This window comes from Rhizobium sp. CB3171, from assembly GCF_029714265.1.
In the GTDB taxonomy this organism is placed as follows: Bacteria; Pseudomonadota; Alphaproteobacteria; order Rhizobiales; family Rhizobiaceae; genus Rhizobium.
This window is the reverse complement of the sequence record NZ_CP121652.1, coordinates 184,854-202,571: the sequence shown is the minus strand read 5'-3', so window position 1 is coordinate 202,571 and position 17,718 is coordinate 184,854. Positions and strand designations below refer to the sequence as shown.

General features: G+C 60.9%; 12 protein-coding genes. 2 read left to right on the top strand and 10 right to left on the bottom strand.

Annotated features, from left to right (window positions below):
• Positions 1–84: 84 nt before the first annotated feature.
• The 4 genes from galE to QA648_RS00970 all read right to left on the bottom strand — a co-directional run bounded on the left by galE (position 85) and on the right by QA648_RS00970 (position 3,915).
• Positions 85–1,119 carry a UDP-glucose 4-epimerase GalE gene (gene galE, locus QA648_RS00985; RefSeq protein WP_283049054.1) on the bottom strand — a complete coding sequence of 345 codons (1,035 nt, stop codon included), beginning with the start codon at positions 1,117–1,119 and terminating at the stop codon, positions 85–87.
• Between the two features lie 222 nt (positions 1,120–1,341).
• Positions 1,342–2,508: a pyridoxal phosphate-dependent aminotransferase gene (locus tag QA648_RS00980; RefSeq protein ID WP_283049052.1), complete on the bottom strand. Its 1,167-nt coding sequence runs from the start codon at positions 2,506–2,508 to the stop codon at positions 1,342–1,344.
• A gap of 143 nt (positions 2,509–2,651) precedes the next feature.
• Positions 2,652–3,086, bottom strand: coding sequence for a large conductance mechanosensitive channel protein MscL (gene mscL / locus QA648_RS00975; protein WP_283049050.1), 435 nt, complete (start codon positions 3,084–3,086; stop codon positions 2,652–2,654).
• A gap of 226 nt (positions 3,087–3,312) precedes the next feature.
• Positions 3,313–3,915, bottom strand: a complete 603-nt coding sequence (locus QA648_RS00970; protein ID WP_283049048.1) for a TetR/AcrR family transcriptional regulator — start codon at positions 3,913–3,915, stop codon at positions 3,313–3,315.
• A gap of 142 nt (positions 3,916–4,057) precedes the next feature.
• Here QA648_RS00970 and QA648_RS00965 point away from each other — a divergent pair, with 142 nt between their 5' ends.
• Entirely contained in the window at positions 4,058–5,275 is a 1,218-nt protein-coding gene (locus QA648_RS00965; protein WP_283049046.1) for an MFS transporter, read from the top strand.
• A 2-nt stretch (positions 5,276–5,277) separates the two neighbouring features.
• On the opposite strand, the gene QA648_RS00960 is transcribed toward QA648_RS00965, so the two are convergent.
• From QA648_RS00960 to QA648_RS00940, 5 genes are all read right to left on the bottom strand, one after another.
• On the bottom strand, positions 5,278–5,721 hold the full coding sequence (locus QA648_RS00960; RefSeq protein ID WP_283049044.1) for a nuclear transport factor 2 family protein: 444 nt from the start codon (positions 5,719–5,721) through the stop codon (positions 5,278–5,280).
• 117 nt (positions 5,722–5,838) lie between these two features.
• The gene (locus QA648_RS00955; protein ID WP_283049042.1) at positions 5,839–8,049 is read right to left on the bottom strand and encodes a 3-hydroxyacyl-CoA dehydrogenase NAD-binding domain-containing protein; all 2,211 of its coding nucleotides are present in this window, start codon (positions 8,047–8,049) and stop codon (positions 5,839–5,841) included.
• 14 nt (positions 8,050–8,063) lie between these two features.
• Entirely contained in the window at positions 8,064–9,272 is a 1,209-nt protein-coding gene (locus tag QA648_RS00950; RefSeq protein WP_283049040.1) for an acetyl-CoA C-acetyltransferase, read from the bottom strand.
• A 77-nt stretch (positions 9,273–9,349) separates the two neighbouring features.
• Complete coding sequence (locus QA648_RS00945) at positions 9,350–11,146, bottom strand: acyl-CoA dehydrogenase C-terminal domain-containing protein (RefSeq protein ID WP_283049037.1); 1,797 nt, start codon at positions 11,144–11,146, stop codon at positions 9,350–9,352.
• 138 nt (positions 11,147–11,284) lie between these two features.
• Entirely contained in the window at positions 11,285–12,313 is a 1,029-nt protein-coding gene (locus QA648_RS00940) for an acyltransferase (protein ID WP_283049035.1), read from the bottom strand.
• A gap of 465 nt (positions 12,314–12,778) precedes the next feature.
• Between QA648_RS00940 and QA648_RS00935 the strand changes: the two genes are divergently transcribed.
• Positions 12,779–16,531, top strand: a complete 3,753-nt coding sequence (locus QA648_RS00935) for a peptidoglycan-binding protein (protein WP_283049033.1) — start codon at positions 12,779–12,781, stop codon at positions 16,529–16,531.
• A gap of 289 nt (positions 16,532–16,820) precedes the next feature.
• On the opposite strand, the gene QA648_RS00930 is transcribed toward QA648_RS00935, so the two are convergent.
• The gene (locus tag QA648_RS00930; protein ID WP_104821950.1) at positions 16,821–17,501 is read right to left on the bottom strand and encodes a redoxin domain-containing protein; all 681 of its coding nucleotides are present in this window, start codon (positions 17,499–17,501) and stop codon (positions 16,821–16,823) included.
• Positions 17,502–17,718: the final 217 nt, after the last annotated feature.

Below are 17,718 nucleotides of genomic sequence, written 5' to 3'. Positions count from 1 at the left end.
TATTTTTATTGGGAAATATTACCGATGATTGTTGTATACTTTGAGTTTCACCCAAATATCGAAATATATTCATGCATTCCAGCATCAGATGCTGGGTGCTGCGAACACCTTATGCAGGCCACTGACATCGAAACCGGATCTGTGCGCGAGGTAGTTTTCCCACTCCAGTGACGAGCGCACGATCGTCTCCATGCAATTGTATTTCGGCGTCCAGCCCAGTTCGCGATGGGCGAGCGTGGCATCGGCGACGACGCTGGCGGCATCGCCGGGCCGGCGCGGCGCCATGTGAATGCGAAACGCTTGGCCGTAGACGCGCATGACCATGTTCAGGACATCGAGCACGGAATAACCCATGCCATAACCGCAATTGGCAACCAGCGGGCGGCCGCCGCGTCTCAGATGCTGCAGCGCCATCATATGGGCTTCGACGAGATCGGAAACATGGATGTAGTCGCGCACGCCGGTACCGTCGTGTGTCGGATAGTCCGTGCCGTAGATATCCACCTGGCGGCGCCGGCCGAGGGCGGCCTCGCAGGCGACCTTGATAAGGTGCGTGGCGCCGTCGGTCGATTGGCCGGTCCTGCCGTTCGGATCGGCGCCGGCGACGTTGAAATAACGCAGCGCCACATAGCTGAAATCGTAAGCGGCGGCGGCATCGCGCAGCATCAACTCCGACATTAGCTTGGATTGCCCATAGGGTGTTTCCGGCCGCAGCGGCGCGTTTTCCCGCACCAGTTCGTCGGAGGGCTGCGGGCCGTAGACGGCGGCGGTGGAGGAAAAGACGAAGTGGCGAATACCGGCCTTGATCGCCGCGCTCATCAGGATGCGGGTTTTGCCGGCGTTGTTGTCGTAATAGGCTAGCGGATCTTCGATCGACGCCGGCACGACGGCGGAGCCGGCGAAGTGAACGACGGCGTCGATATCATTTTCCGCGAAGATCTTTTGCAGCAACACTTCATCGGCGACATCGCCGAGATAGAAGCGTGCAGCCGGCGCGACTGCCCAGCGAAAGCCGGTGGAAAGACGGTCGATAACCACCACATCCTCGCCAGCGTCGAGCAATTTCCAGACCATATGGCTGCCGATATATCCCGCGCCGCCCGTCACCAACACTGTCATTCTTCGCGCCTCTGCAAAGTAATATGAGAAGCATATGAAGCCCGCTTTCTTACGGATTTGATTAAAAGCAGGGGTTGAGCGGGGTACCGCGCAGGGAAGATTGTTCCTATGGTTAGGCGGAGTTTTCAGGGATTGCTCGAATTTTATCGATCCTAGTCTCACGGACGAAAAACCCGGCACAGAGGCCGGGTTCAGTCAATATATCAGCAAGGAGTCCTGCTCTTACAAACTCAGGATATAGCGGCTTAGGCGTTCAGCGGCATCCGCTACCTGCGCGGGATCACGCAGGAAACAGGCCCGCATGAAGAGTTCGCCGCCCTTGCCGAAGGCCGTTCCGGGTGCCAGGCCAACACCGGTCTTGTCGACGATATCGAGGGCGGCCTTGCGGCTGTCGGTGACACCGTCGATCTTCAGGAAGGCATAGAGTGCGCCATCCGGCTTCAGCGTGTGAACGCGATTCGTCGCGATCAGCGCGTCGCAGAGGATATCGCGTGAACGGGCCGCCTTAGCGATGTTGGCGCGGACGAAATCATCGCCTTCATTCAAAGCGGCAACGGCGCCCTTTTGCATGAACTGCGCCACACCGGAGGTCGAGTACTGCACGAGATTTTCGATGACCTGGCCAAGCTCGGCGGGCGCCACGATCCAGCCGACGCGCCAGCCGGTCATCGACCAATTCTTCGAGAAGGAGTTGACGAACATGATCCTGTCGTCAGCTTGCCGGACCTCGAGGAAGGAGGGCGCCCGGCCGCCGGCATAATAATAGAGCGCATAGATCTCGTCGGCCATGATCCAGAGGCCGTGCTCCCTGGCTAGTGCCAGGATATCGCGGAGGTCCTGATGCGTCGCCGTCCAGCCGGTCGGGTTCGACGGCGTGTTGATGAAGAGGCCTTTGGTTTTCGGCGTGATCGCCGCTTTCAAAAGCTCAAGATCGAGCGTCCACTTGCCGTTTTCGAACTGCAGCGGCACGGCGACCGAGCGGGCGCCGGCGATCTCAAGCGCGGCCGCAATATTCGGCCAGGCCGGCGAGAGATAGATCATCTCATCGCCGGGCGAGGTGATCGCCTGCACCGAAAGCTGGATCGCCTGCATGCCCGAACCGGTGACGTAAAAATGCTCCATCGGCAGAGAGACGCCGAAATGCCGCCCATAATAGTCGGAAAGCGCCTGGCGCAGCTCCGGTATGCCGCGCTGCCACGTATAGAAGGTTTCGCCGGCATTGAGCGAGGCCATGGTCGCACGATTGATGAAATCCGGCGTCGGCAGATCCCCCTCGCCGACCCAGAGCGGCAGCAGGCCATCACGGCCACGGGCATAGTTCACCACTTCCACAATCCCGCTTTCGGGCGCGGCCAGCGCACGCGGGCTGAGGCTATCCAATATCGACATGCAAAGTCTCCGGTTTTTGCTTTCTTAGAGCAATTCGGCGGGCAAATCCCATGACTTTGACTGAGCGACCAATCGATTTTCGTGATGAATGACCCCCGACCGTTGGTAGGCCGGGGGCAGAAAACAAGGGCGGAAAACGGACCTCAGACGGCGGGACGCCTGGCCAGGAGATCGCGGATTTCAGTGAGCAATTGCACGTCGGCCGGCGGCGGTGCTGCTTCCTCGATCTTCTGTTCCTTGCGCTCGACCTGCTTACGCAGCGTGTTCACGCCCTTGACCATCAGGAAGATGATCCAGGCGAGGATGAGGAAATTGATGAGGACGGTGATGAAATTGCCATAGGCGAAAACCGCGCCTTGGGCGCGGGCGGCAGTGAGCGTCGGCGCGTTGACCGCCGAGGAAAGGCCGACGAAGTAGTTCGAAAAATCGAAGCCGCCGAAAATGGCGCCGACGATCGGCATGATGATATCGTCAACCAGCGACTTGACGATACCGCCAAAGGCGCCACCGATGATCACGCCGACCGCGAGATCCATGACGTTGCCGCGGGCGATAAATGCCTTGAATTCATTCAGCATCGAATGTCCCCTTTGCGTTGCCGTTGAATCTATTCAGCAACCATTAGCATCATCTTTAGCTCTGTTCTTCAATAGCGAAATGGCGCGATAGAGACATCGATGCTGCATATCCCAAGGGATTCAGTGGCCGCAGCATTTTCCAAATGTGATCGCCAGCTTACTTGTTGGCCGGTTGCGGCGTAGCGCGACCTAAACCGGCGGAAGAAACAAGCCCGTCGAGGCATCGTCAGGCGCCGGACACATCGGGCGTTATTTCCGCAGTTTTGCGACTTGCCGCATCTTGTGGTATGACCCGCGAGATCAGGCCATGAATATAGTCGCTGCTCGGCACCTGATCGAAGAGAATGCGGTACATGATCGGTGAGATGACGAAGTCCATCACCTCGGTGAGCGTCGGAAAGGCCTCGCCCCGCTCTTCAGCTCGGGCGACGATCATACGCACTTGCTGCTGCGTATAGCCCGAGCACTTCTCCGCATTCGCCGTGCCGGACACTGCCAGGATATCGCGGATCATCTGCCGGCCGGCGCCGGAAGACATTTCGTCAGCATATTGCTCGGCCCAGGCCTGCAGGTCCATCCTGGCGCTACCGATTTTGAGCGGCTCCGTTTCCGGCTGCAGCCGCGAAGCGGCGACATCTGCCAGCAATTCCTGCAAGTCGCCCCAGCGGCGATAGATCGTCGATGGCGTCACATTGGCGCGCTGCGCAATAAGCGGGATCGTCACATCGGCGCGGTCCATCCCGGCCAACATCTCACGAACCGCCTGATGCACAGCGGCCTGCACCCTTGCGCTGCGCCCGCCGGGGCGCGGGTTTTCCTTTGAATTCATTATCTTATGCCAATCTTCCCTTTATTGCGTCTCTTGCATCACAGGTAGCAGCGCGCCACTAACGCAAATTATTTGCTTTTAGCGATACGGCACACTACATGTGCTTAACGCAACTTTTTTGCTTTAAGCCAGGATATAGTCGATGACCGCGATCGAATCCACCGACAATTCACTGCTGCGACGTGGCCGCCGGTTGGCGCCATTTTTCCATGCCGCCACCAGCGCCACTTTCTTTGCCGCCTCGTCTGCGCCGACGCCGCTCTATCGAATCTATCAGCAAGTCTTCGCCTTCTCGCCGGTGCTGATCACGGTGATCTTCGCCGTCTATGCCTTCGCGCTCCTCATTTCGCTTCTGATCGTCGGTTCGATCTCCGATCATCTGGGACGACGGCCGGTGATCTTTGCCTCGCTTATCCTCAATATGGTGGCGATGGCGCTGTTTTTAACGGCCGACGGCCCGAATTGGTTGATTGCCGCGCGCATCGTGCAAGGCTTCGCGACGGGTGCCGCGGCAGCCTCGATCGGTGCCGCACTCGTCGATCTCGATCCGGCCAGGGGTTCGGTGACCAACAGCATCGCGCCGCTTATCGGCATGGCGATCGGCGCGTTCGGAACCAGCGCCCTTGTGCAATATGCGCCGGCGCCGACACTTCTCGTCTATGCAATCGTGCTTGCTCTTCTCGTCATACAGGCCGTGCTGATTTGGATAACGCCTGAAACCACCCGGCGTAGACCGGGCCTTATCGCCTCGCTCAGGCCCGAGGTGGCCATACCGCCGCAGGCACGCCGGACATTGCTGGCGCTGACTCCGATCAATGTCGCGGTCTGGGCGCTTGGCGGCTTCTATCTTTCGCTGGTCCCGTCATTGGTCAGCGCCACGACGGGCAGCACCTTGCCCCTCGTCGGCGGTTCGGTCGTCGGCACATTGACTATCAGTGGAGCTGCCTCCGTGTTTTCGCTGCGCAAAAGACCTGCGGCAACCGCGCTGGCCTTCGGCATATCCACCATGACGCTCGGCCTTCTCGCCGTGGTCGCCGGCGTGCATTTGGCGGAGGTGCCGCTCCTCATCGCCGGCACGATGATCGCGGGCACCGGCTTCGGCGCCAATTTCCTCGGGGCCGTGCGCAGCATCATGCCATTGGCCAAGGCCGACGAACGCGCCGGCCTGCTTTCGGCATTCTACATCCAGAGCTATCTGGCCTTCAGCCTGCCCGCCATTTTGGCTGGGTTCCTGTCGAAGGCGGTTGGGTTCACCGCAACGACGGATATCTATGCTGCCTCCATTCTGGTTCTGGTCGTCAGCGGCGTGCTGGCATTGAGGACCGGCCGGGAGAAGGTCACGGTGTCGGCGTGCACCTGAGACTACGGCTTTAACCTAAGCTCCGCCAACCCACTGCCGTCCATGGCGAAGGGGACCGATGCGTGATCGTGAGCGATCTTCCAGACACCGGCTTCCTTTCTGAGGCCGAGCGTCTCGCGGAACCAGAGGTCGACCTTGGTGCCGTCGGTCTTGGTGCCCAGCATGTGCGTCAGGCCGCTCCAGAAAGCGACATCCCCGCCGATCGTCAGCTTCTGGTCTTCGACATCGCCTTCGATCGGCCCCTGCCAGGTATCGAACCAGCTCTGCAGGCCAGGCTGATCCTTGCCCTTGTATTGCAGCGGCGGCGCAAGGGTGAATTCCACGATGTCGTCGGTCAAATGCGACAGGACGCCGGCGACGTTCTTTTCTCCGATCGCCGTCGCCCAAGCGACAAGCATGGCAAGGATGGCGTCGGCTTCTTCGCGGTTTCCGATAATTTCAGCCATCGTTCGTCTCCTCTGTTTGATGGACTGAGCAGAGGACGAATGGAAAGGGCCGCTCCCGACATGAGCGGCCCGTTATTTCGCAGAATTGTCCGGCGGCTATCTCATAGAGAAGCTCTCTTATGCCGCCGCCTTTACGCGATACGGGTCAAACCGGCCATAAAACGTCTCGCCCTTCGCCGCCATATCCTTCAGCAGCGCCGTGGGTTTAAATTGCGGACCGTAAGTTGTTGCTAACGATTCACAAACATCCACGAAGGTTTTGACGCCCATGCCGTCAATGTAGGACAGCGCGCCGCCTGTATAGGGGGCGAAGCCGAAGCCAAGGATGGAGCCGACATCGGCTTCGCGCGGGTCGATGACGATGCCCTCTTCCATGGTGCGGGCGGCCTCCAGCGCGATGGTGACGAGGAAGCGTTGCTTCAGGACGTTAACGTCGATCTCCTCGGCCTTCTTCTGCGGGTACATTTCCTTCAAGCCCGGCCAAAGCGACTTCTTGGCCGGTTTTGGCGGATAGTCGTAAAAGCCCTTGGAATTCTTGCGACCGAAGCGGCCCTCGTCTTCCACCAAACGCGTGACCAACTGCATGTGCTCGGGATTAACGGCCTTGTCGCCAAGATCGGCCACAGCAGCCTTGAGGATCTTCAGCGACAGGTCGAGGGCGACCTCGTCGTTGAGCGCCAGAGGCCCGACCGGCATGCCGGCCATCTTGGCGGCATTCTCGATCATGGCCGGTGGCACGCCTTCGATCAGCATGTCATAGGCTTCCGACATGTAGCGCAGCACGCAGCGATTGACGAAGAAGCCGCGGGTGTCGTTGACGACAATCGGCGTCTTCTTGATGGCGGCGACGTAATCGAGCGCGACGGCAAGGGCGCGGTCGCCCGTTTCCTTGCCGAGGATGACTTCGGTCAGCATCATCTTCTCGACCGGCGAGAAGAAATGGATGCCGATGAAATCGGCGGGCCGTTTGGAATCCTTCGCAAGCCCTGATATAGGCAGGGTCGAGGTATTGGAGGCGAAGACGGCGCCCGCGGGCAGCACCGCTTCAACAGCCTCGATGACGGCTTTCTTGACGTCGCGATCCTCGAACACTGCCTCGATGACTAAGTCGGCGTCCTTCAGATCGGCGTAATCGGCTGACGGCGTAATGCGGGCAAGGAGTGCCGCCGCTTCGTCTTGCGTAAACCGCCCCTTACCGATGGATTCTTTAACCAGACCTTCCGAAACCGCCTTGCCCTTGCCGGCCGCTTCCATGTCGCGATCGACGAGGGTGACCGCAATGCCGGCGGCTGCCGTGACATAGGCGATCGAGGCGCCCATGAAACCGGCACCGACGACGCCGATCTTCTTCAGCTCCGTCTTCGGCTGACCTGCCGGACGCCGGGCGCCCTTGCCGAGCTCCTGCATGGAGATGAACAGCGAGCGGATCATCGCATAGGCTTCGGTCGTCTGCAGCACCTGGGTGAAATAGCGCTGTTCGATCTTGAGGCCGGTATCGAAAGGCACCTGCAGGCCTTCGTAGACGCATTTGAGGATGGCGAGTGCGGCCGGATAATTGCCCGATGTCTCGCGGCGAAGGATTGCCGGGGCGGCCGGCCAGAGCTGCGCGGCAGCCGGCGTCCAGATGCCGCCTCCGGGCACCTTGAAGCCCTTTTCATCCCAGGGCGCGACAGGCTTCAGACCGTCCTTGATCATCTGCTTGGCGGCAGGGATCAATTGATCCGGCTCGACCACCTGATGGATCAGGTTCATCGCCTTGGCCCGTGCTGCAGTCAGCGACTGGCCCGTCGTCATCATCTGCAGGGCGGACTGCGCGTCCGTCAGGCGCGCGATGCGCTGCGTGCCGCCGGCGCCGGGGAAGATGCCAACCTTAACCTCGGGCAACGCCAGCTTGACGCTCTTGGCATTGGAGGCGACGCGGCCGTGGCAGGCGAGAGACATCTCCAGCGCACCGCCCATGCAAGTGCCGTTGATGGCCGATACCCAGGGCTTGCCGCAAGTCTCGAGTTTGCGGAACAGGCCGGTCATCCGGCCGACAAGATCGAACAGCTTTTGCGCCGCTGTCGCCGGATTCTTCGCCTTCTCGTCCTGATAGACGGAGAAGAGCGATTTGATCATCGATAGGTCAGCGCCCCCGGAGAAGGAGGATTTTCCCGAGGTAATGACCACGCCCTTGGTCGCCTTGTCGGCGACGCTCGCATCGATGATGGCGTTCAGTTCCTCCAACACCTCGCCGGTGAAGACGTTCATCGATTTGCCGGGCATGTCCCAAGTGACGAGTGCGATGCCGTCCGCGTCGGTCTCGACGGTGAAATTCGTGTAAGCCATTGGTTTCCTCCCCCTCAGACGCGTTCGACGATCGTGGCCGTGCCCATGCCGGCGCCGATGCAGAGTGTCACCAGCGCGGTGTTGAGATCGCGGCGTTCCAGCTCGTCCAGCACCGTGCCGAGGATCATCGCGCCGGTGGCCCCCAGCGGATGGCCCATGGCGATGGCGCCGCCGTTGACGTTGATCTTATCATGCTCGATATCGAAAGCCTGCATGTAGCGCAGCACGACAGCGGCAAACGCCTCGTTCAGCTCGAAGAGATCGATATCGGCGAGCGACATGCCGGTTCGCTTCAACAGCTTTTCAGTGACATCGACGGGGCCGGTTAGCATCAGCGCCGGGTCGGAGCCGATATTGGCGAAAGCCTTGATGCGGCCGCGCGGCTTCAGCCCCATGCTCTCGCCGCCCGCCTTGGAGCCGAGCAGCACGGCGGCGGCGCCATCGACGATGCCGGAGGAATTGCCGGCATGGTGCACATAGTTGATGCGCTCGATTTCCGGATGCGCCTGGATGGCGACGGCTTCGAAGCCGCCCATTTCGCCCGGCATCTGGAAGGACGGATTGAGCGAGGCCAGCGCCTGCATATCGGTGCCGGGACGCATATGCTCGTCCCTGTCGAGGATCGTCAGGCCGTTGATATCCTTCACCGGTACGACGGAATTCTTGAAGTAGCCCTTCTCCCAGGCGTTGGCCGCGCGCTTCTGGCTTTCGACGGCATAGGCGTCGACGTCATCGCGGGAGAAGCCGTATTTGGTGGCGATGAGATCAGCCGAGACGCCCTGCGGCATGAAATAGGCCGGGAAGTTCACCGAGGGGTCCATGAACCAGGCGCCGCCGGACATGCCGAGGCCGACGCGCGACATGCTCTCGACGCCGCCGGCAATGACGATATCGTCAGCCCCTTGCGCGATCTTGGCCGCGCCGAAATTCACGGCATCGAGGCCGGAGGCGCAGAAGCGGGAGATCTGCATGCCGGGCGCCGTGGTCGAATAACCCGCTTCGAAGGCAGCCGCCTTCGGAATGACAGCGCCAGCATCCATCACCGGATCGACGCAGCCCATGATGATATCGTCGACCGTCTTCGTATCGAGACCGTTGCGGTCGCGGATCGCCTCCAACGTCTTGGCGGCAAGGCGGACGGACGGCACTTCATGCAGCGCCCCATCCTTCTTGCCGCGTCCACGCGGCGTGCGCACATGGTCGTAAATGAAAACCTCGGTCATGTCTCATCTCCCTGCGGCGGCAAGCCGCCCTTTTATTCATACCCACCTTCTCCCCGTCGGGGGGAAGGTAAGTCTTGTCAAAATGCTTCCGCCGCCAGTTCCATCATCGTGTCGGCGCCGGTTTCGATGCGGGCCTTGCGTAGCGCTGTTTCCGGCATGATGCGCTCCATGTAGAACCGCGCCGTGACAAGCTTGTTCTTCAAATAGTCCTCGCGCTCGCTCTCGCCGCCCGAAAGACCGGCTTGCGCCGCCTTCGCCATCTTCGCCCACATGTAGCCGAGGACGACGAGGCCGAAGAGGTGCATGTAATCCGTGGAGCCGGCGCCGGCATTGTCGGGCTTCGCCATGGCGTTCTGCATGAACCACATGGTCGCGGCCTGGACGTCGTTCAAGCCCTTCTTCAGTTGCTTGGTGTAGAAAGCCATTTGCTCGTCATTGCGGTTCTCCTCGCAGAAATCGCCGATCTCCTTGAACAGCGCCATGACGGCACGACCGCCGTTCAGAGCCAATTTACGCCCGACGAGATCGAGCGCCTGGATGCCGTTGGCGCCTTCATAGATCATGGTGATGCGGGCATCGCGGACATACTGGCTCATACCATGCTCTTCGATATAGCCGTGACCGCCAAAGACCTGCTGCGCCATGACGGCGTGCTCGAAGCCCTTGTCGGTCATGACGCCCTTGAGGATCGGCGTCGCCAGACCAAGGATATCATCGGCCGCCTGACGCTCCTTCTCGTCCGGGGAGCGATGGGCGATATCGGATTTCAGTGCCGTCCACAGCAGGAAAGCGCGGCCGGCCTCGTTGAAGGCACGGATGGTCATCAGCGAGCGGCGGATATCGGGATGGACGATGATCGGGTCGGCCTTTTTGTCCGGCGCCTTCGGGCCGGAGAGCGAGCGGCCCTGGATGCGCTCGCGCGCATAAGCGACGGCATTCTGATAGGCGATTTCGGCAACCGACAGCCCCTGCAGGCCGACGCCGAGGCGCGCCTCGTTCATCATTACGAACATGGCGTTGAGGCCCTTGTTCTCGGCGCCGATCAAGAAGCCGGTGGCCTCGTCATAGTTCATGACGCAGGTGGCGTTGCCATGAATGCCCATCTTATGCTCGATCGCGCCGCAGGAGACCGCGTTGCGCGCGCCCAGCGAACCATCCGACCCGACCATGATTTTCGGCACGATGAACAGCGAGATGCCCTTGGTGCCCTCCGGCGCGCCCTCGATACGGGCGAGTACCATATGCACGATATTGTCCGTCATGTCGTGCTCGCCGGCGGAGATGAATATCTTCTGGCCGGAAATCTTGTAGCTGCCGTCGGCTTGTGGAACTGCCTTGGTGCGCAAGAGGCCAAGATCGGTGCCGCAATGCGGTTCGGTGAGGTTCATGGTGCCGGACCACGTGCCCTCGACCATCTTCGGCAGATAGGTCTGCTTCTGCTCCTCGGAACCATGCACGAGAATGGCGGCGATCGCGCCCTGCGTCAGGCCCGGATACATCATCAGCGACATATTGGCAGCGGATGTATATTCGCCGACAGCGCAATGCAGCGTGTAGGGTAGCCCCTGCCCTCCGAATTCCTCCGGCACCGCCAGGCCCAGCCAACCGCCTTCGTAATAGGCGCGGTAGGCCTCCTTGAAGCCTTGCGGGGTCGATACCGTGCCGTCGCCGTGACGCACGCAGCCTTCCTGATCACCGGAATAATTCAGCGGGAAAAGCACCTCTTCCGCCATCTTGGCCGCCTCGCCGACAATCGCCTCGATCATGTCGGGGCTGGCCTCGGCGAAACCCGGCAGATTGCTATAGCGTTCCAGCCCGAGCACATCGTTCAGGACGAAAAGCGTATCGTTCACCGGGGCCTTATAGACTGGCATCTTTCGAATTCCTCCAATTCGCCGCCGGACTCGCATTCCGGCCTCTGATCTAGCCTTACAAAATATTGACGTTTGCGTAAACGTCAAATTTGCGCGACAAGGCGAATTTTTAGGTAGGGTAACGGACTAAGCCGGCGATCAGGCGAGAGTTTGTTTAAGAGCCCGGCGGCTGAACATGGCATTCAGCGTTGTGCGCAGAGGGCGTTCGATGAGGTAGTAGCTTGCCACACCGCAGGCGATACCCATCATGAGCAGAAAAACGGAAGGGAGCAGATGCAAGCCCGTCAGCTTGAAAAAAGGCTCCTGCCACAGGTAGATCGAGAAGGAGCATTGCCCGAAAAAGCGGAGCACATCGCCCTCAAAACTCCTGCGGAACCATGGCGCGGAATATTCGATCCCGATAACCGCCATCGCCAACAGGATCGTCTTGACGCCGAAAAAGACCGTAGCATCCAGACCAAATATCCGCGCCAAGATCGCGCTCGCCAAAGCGCATGGCGCGATCCATGTCCAACTATCCCGATGCAGTCTCGGTCTGAGAATAAGGTAGAAGGCTGCGGAGATGAAAATCCCTGCCATGGAAACATCGGTACGCAACATCACCAAACCCGGGTCTCCCTCCGTCGTATGGAGCCGAACCACACCGTTGACCAAGGCCATTAATCCGGCCGCGAGAATGAGGCCCGAGGTGATGGATTTGCTCCGCGAGCGAGTGGCGAAAGCGATCAGGCCCAGGAGGATGTAGCTGTGCTCCTCGACGCAGAGGGACCAGATATGATCCAGCAGGGAAAGGGGGAGCCCATAAATGGTGGCATAGTTCAAGGTGAAGGTCAGCGCAAAAGCGGCGACTTTCAGGCCAAATTCACCGATGGTACCGTGAAACGCCAGGCCGGTGATCAATACGAAAACAACCAATGTCGGATAAACGCGCGCAAACCGTCTGGCGAAGAACATCGGAAGCGGCATCTGTTTGACAAACAGAATGTCCGCCATCAATCGCCCCGACAGCACGAAGAACAGATCGACGCCGAAAGTGCTGAAGCCGGGCATATATACGTCGGCTCCGAAATGGCCCATCAACACCATGATGACCGCCAGCCCGCGCCATCCATCCAGGGCCGGGATGTAATGTGCCGGATCCGATTCACGGGCAATGGATGGCGGCACGCGTTCGGCTCCCAGGGAAATTCAAGTCATTCCACGGTCTCACAACTCAATTGAGAAAAGTATAACACCCCTCAATTTTAAGGATTTGCACCGCCAGCCATCGAGCCACGACAACGCCGAGGAATGATTGACGCTCAATGCGCCCATCTCGCTCGCGACAGCGTCGTCGATTTCATAAGAACATGAGCATATTCAATAACAAGACCAAAATAAAAGGTTAAGATTTCGGCAAAACTTAACGGGTTGTTTACTACGTTTCGTGAATTGTGCGGGATGAGCAGCGATGCTTCGCGTTTCTTTCATCTTTTGCTTGATGGAGCGCCGTTTCGCGGTTCAGCCTGAGGAAAGCCTAATAAACTATTTCTTTCCGAACGGTGGGATGCGGTCTGCGCGCGAACCCGCGAAGCTGCCTTTCCACAAGCAAGATGGCCTTTGAGTGGTCCATATGTCGAAGCGAGCAAGAAGATGAGCGGATCGCGATCAAATCCTACCGGCACGGGCGACTGGACGTCGCTGGATGCGTTGAGCCGCACCATCGAGGGGCTGGAAGCGCGCATCGAAGGCCTGATGGGCACGGCTGCAGCCCGGGACACGCACCAGCGTGTGGCAAACGGGTATGCCGCGGTACCTGAGCGGGCGCCAATGCCGGAACGCGCTTCCCTTTCGGACCGCACACCACGCACTGAGCGCGAAGCCTATGCCCCGCGCCCGTATGAACGTCCGCTCCGCACCGAACGCGGGGAAACCGATCTACGGTCCGACCCGCTTGCCGAAATTCGCCAGCGCCAGCGTGCGCTCGAGGCAAGCCGCGAGCGCCTGCACACACGCCGCGAGGAAGCTCCAATTGCCGAACGGCCGCCGCTTGGCGGGCGTGTTGGCGAAAATCCGGCTTCGCGCCAGCCGCTGCCTTCGGCGCTGCGCTCCGCCCCCGAAAACTCCGTCGATATCGCCCAGGCGCTGGTCAATCTACGGCAGGACCTCAAGCGGGACATTGCCGAGAGCGTTACCCGCGAAGTCAGCGCATTGCGGGCTGAAATCCGTGATATCCGCAACAATGCCGAGGACAAGCATTTCGCCGCCGATGTGCGCGAGGACATGGCGCGGCTTGCCGACAGCATCAGCCAACTCGCCGGTCATCCCGGCCAGCCGGAAACGGCCGGCCTGAAGGCAGAGTTCGAAGAACTGCGCTCGCTGATGGACGGGCTCGCCCGCGAGGATTCGCTGCACCACGTCGAACGCCAGGTCCAGGCGATCGACACGACCGGTCTTCAGGACGAGCTGGTATCGCTCGCCTACCGCCTGGACGATATCAAGCAGCATCTGGGCAGCATGAGCGACAGCCCCGCCGTGCACGCGCTGGAAAACAAGCTGCTGTCGATCGCCACCGCCGTTGAAAGCTTTGGCGGCATGATACAGCCGCAGGATCAAGCGATGCAGCGGCTCGAAGGCCGCATCAGCGGCCTCGCCGACCAGATCGACATGATGAGCCGCGACGCGGCGCGGCGCCAGCCGACGGACGATCTTTCCGGACGCCTCGAGGCGCTGGCGATGCGCATCGATGAACTCGGCAATGCCAAAGCGGCTGCCCGGCTGGAAGAGCGCCTGGATCAGCTTTCCTACCTGATGGAGCGCTCGCAGAAGTCGGCGCCGCAACCGGAACTGATCAACCACCTCGCCGATATCTCCCGCAAGATCGATGCGCTGGAACAGGGCTCGGTCGACCATGCACTGGCCGAACGGCTGGATTACCTGGCCCGGCGCATCGACGAAATCGACTTCCATCCGCCGCATCCGGCCGCAAACCTCGACGATGGTGCCGTCCGCCGGCTGGAAGGCCGTCTCTCCGATATCGCCATGCGGCTGGAGGCGAGCACGGCAGCACCGCCGACCGATACACAGGCGCTGCGCAATCTCGAAGAGCAGATCGCCCATCTGTCGACGCTGCTGACGAACGAGCCGCGCGCCGTTGCCGACCAAATTCCCGCTGATCTCGACCGCCGCATGAGCGCGATCGAAGATTATATGGCGACCAATGACGAGTACATCATCGAGGCTGCCCGCCATGCGGCGGAAGCCGTCGTTGAGGCCTACTCGCGTGAAGGCATGCTCGGACACGGCGTAGCGTCCGCCGACATGTCGGCGATGACCGCGCTTGCGGAAGACCTTCGCCATCTCGAAGACCTCAGCCGCAGCAGCGACGAACGCACCCACCGCACCTTCGAGGCGCTGCACGACACGTTGCTGCAGATCGCCGACCGGCTGGACCATATGGAACATCGCCAGCCGGCGTCTGCCATGCCCGCTGCAAATTTCGAGAGCGACGTTTTTGCCCCTTCCGAGACGTCGGCCGTGAAGCCGCCTTTGGCAGCACCGCAGAAGGCCGGGCCGGTCATCCGTACCGTCGCGCCTGCCGAAACCGCAGCATCGCCGGAAGCCGTCGTCGCGCAAGCGGTCGATGCCGTCACCAAGGCGGAGATCAAGGCCGCGGCGAAGAAGGATGCGGGAAAAACCAGCCTGCTCGCCAGCCTCGGCAGACGTTTCTTCATGCCCGAGAAGGCCGAACCCATCTTCCTGCCCGACCGGCCCGTCATCGAGCAGGCGCCGTCGATCGATCCGGTCGACATGATGCCCGCCGAGGAAGCGAATGAGCTGCTCGAGCCGGGCTCGGGCGCGCCCGATATCAAGAAGATCCTGGAGCGCGTGCGTGCGAGCCAGAATGCCGCGCGCAATGGCACCGTCAAACAGCCAAGCGAAAACGAACGCGCCGATTATATCGCAGCTGCTCGCCGCGCAGCGCAAGCGGCCGCGATGGAAGTGGACCAGACGCAGCGCTCGGCTCCCGCCCCCAAGAACGGCGAGAAGAAACGCGGCGCGTTCTCGCGCTTCCGCCGGCCGATCCTGCTCGCCGTCGGTGCGGCCCTGCTCGCCATTATGGCCTTCCCGCTCGTCAACACGCTGACGCGCGGCCAGAAGGCGCCACCACCGGCCGAAGTCTCGGTACTGACCTCGGCTGCCGAAAGTGCGACGACAAGCGGCGCTTCCGCCAATGCAGCTCAGATGCCGGCATCGGCGGCTCAGGCGGCAACGAACACGCCCCCGACCCAGGTACCGGCGACACAGGCTTCGGTCGCCGATGCCGGAGGAGCCGCGCAATCCTCCGCAACGCCGGCAAATCCGGTCGTCGCGCCGACGAACGATCATCTGACGGCCGCAGCACCGCTCGACGGCAACTCCACCAGCGAAACCCTGACGCCGGCCAGCAGCGCCGCACCGGCTCAGCAAACCGCAGCCTTCGTTCCCGCCAACACCACGGCAACCCCGGCACCTGCCGGGGCTGAGGCATCCCCGCCGGCCACCGCGATCACCGTGCCTGACGGCATCCAGCCGCCGACCCTCGTTTCCGCCGCCAAATCCGGCGACCCCGTCGCTCTGTTCGAAATCGGCGCGCGCTACACGGATGGCCGCGGCGTGGCAACCGACCTCAAGCAGGCGGCAAGCTGGTATCAGCTTTCCGCCGACAAGGGTTTCGCGCCGGCGCAATACCGGCTCGCCAGCATGTACGAGAAGGGCAATGGCCTCGAGCGCGATCTCGCCAAAGCCAAGCAATATTACGAGCAGGCCGCCGATCAGGGTAATGCCAGCGCTATGCACAACCTTGCCGTCCTCTACGCCTCGGGTGCGGCCGGTCCACAGGATTATCCGACGGCGGCGAACTGGTTCATCAAGGCGGCCAATCTCGGCGTATCCGACAGCCAGTTCAACCTCGCCATCCTCTATGCGCGCGGCAATGGCGTGAAGCAGGACCTGCAGGAATCCTACAAATGGTTCGCAATCGCCGCCAAGGGTGGCGACAAGGACGCAGCGCAGAAGCGCGACGAAGTGGCGAACGCCATGAAGCAGGACGAGCTTGAAAGCGCCCGCGCCAAGGTCGACCTCTGGAAGGCGCAACCGCTAGACGCCAAGGCGAACGGCACGACTATCCCTGAGGAATGGACGACCGGCAAAGGCGTCAACACCGCCTCGATCGACATGAAGAAGGCGATCCGCAACATCCAGGCGATCCTCAACAATAACGGCTTCGACGCCGGCACGCCGGATGGCAATATGGGCGGCAAGACCGTCGCCGCGCTGAAGAGCTTCCAGAAATCGGTCGGCCTGCCGCAGGACGGCCGGGTGACAGATCAGGTCGTCAAGGAACTTCTGGCCCGCAACAAATAAGAAGGCTTCATTTCCGATCGAGATTGAGCCTTCGAACACGCTGACGCCGCGATGCGCGATCTCGAGCCACGTCTTTCAGGCGAAGGCCCGTTTTGCCTTGATGCTGTTCCCCTTGCGGCTGCCGATTGCGTGATCAAGTCATCGGCACATTTGCGAAATTCGGTAGCAAAATGCCACCGACCCACAAGGGCCGATCGCTTGGCGCCAGTAGCGGCTTTGCCCCGATCTAATACTGTCGTCGCCCTCCTTCGACATCGTGCAGCAACGCTGGCGGACGGTTCGCTGCAGGTCAGCGTCCAAGGCTGCCAGCGGCGGCGATGATCTCCGCCGCGGTCGGGAAGATGGAGAGGCTGTTCGGTCCGTCGAGCGCTTCGATTTGTGCCCAGCCGATGGTGCCGTTCGCATCAACCAGGAAGTGCCCGACGAGCTGGGTAGCGTGGCTCTCGAATATTGCATTATCGGCTTCATCAAGCTCGAAGCGGTCCTTGGCGTTGAGTACCGTGTTGGCTTCCATCGGGTGTAGCGGTTCTGGCAGCTCGCCTGTTGAGTTGATGCGTGCCGCTTGGAATTGTGCCATCGTTACGCGATATGGCCATTCGGGCTGCTCGCTGCTCCCATCGGGCAAGAACTCGGCATGCGGCACGCCGTAGGCGCGATGTGAGCGGCAGTCCGGGTCGCATAGAAGCATTACCGGCGTCGGCCGGTGGCGGAAATATAGCCGGGCGCGTTCCACCGGCGTGTTGATAACGGCCACGGTCTCCACCCCGGCCGCGCGCAGGGTTGGCTGCACGCTGGCGAGCTGTTCTACCTGACGCCGGCAGAACGGGCAGTGCAGCCCGCGAAAGAAGCCGATCAAGAACGGGCGACCGCGCAAGTCGGCGAGAGAGACCGTTCCCTCGAAGTTGGCCGAAGCTAGCGCGAACGCGGGCGCGGAATCTCCAGGCTGCAGCAGGCGCTTCTGGTCTCCCATGGAATAATTCCTTTTTCGTATTGTCCAGGTGAACGACCGAAATTCAACTGTATCACTTGTCGGAAGAAGGCCAAGCGCTCCGGCCACGCGCCGGCTTTGCCTTGCTGTGAAAATCGTCACACAATCGCGGAAAATGCCGCGTTAGAGTGAAATGAACAATGCGATAGCTGAATGACGCCATGGTTTTTCCTAAGGCTCTGGCAATCATTTCAGATTA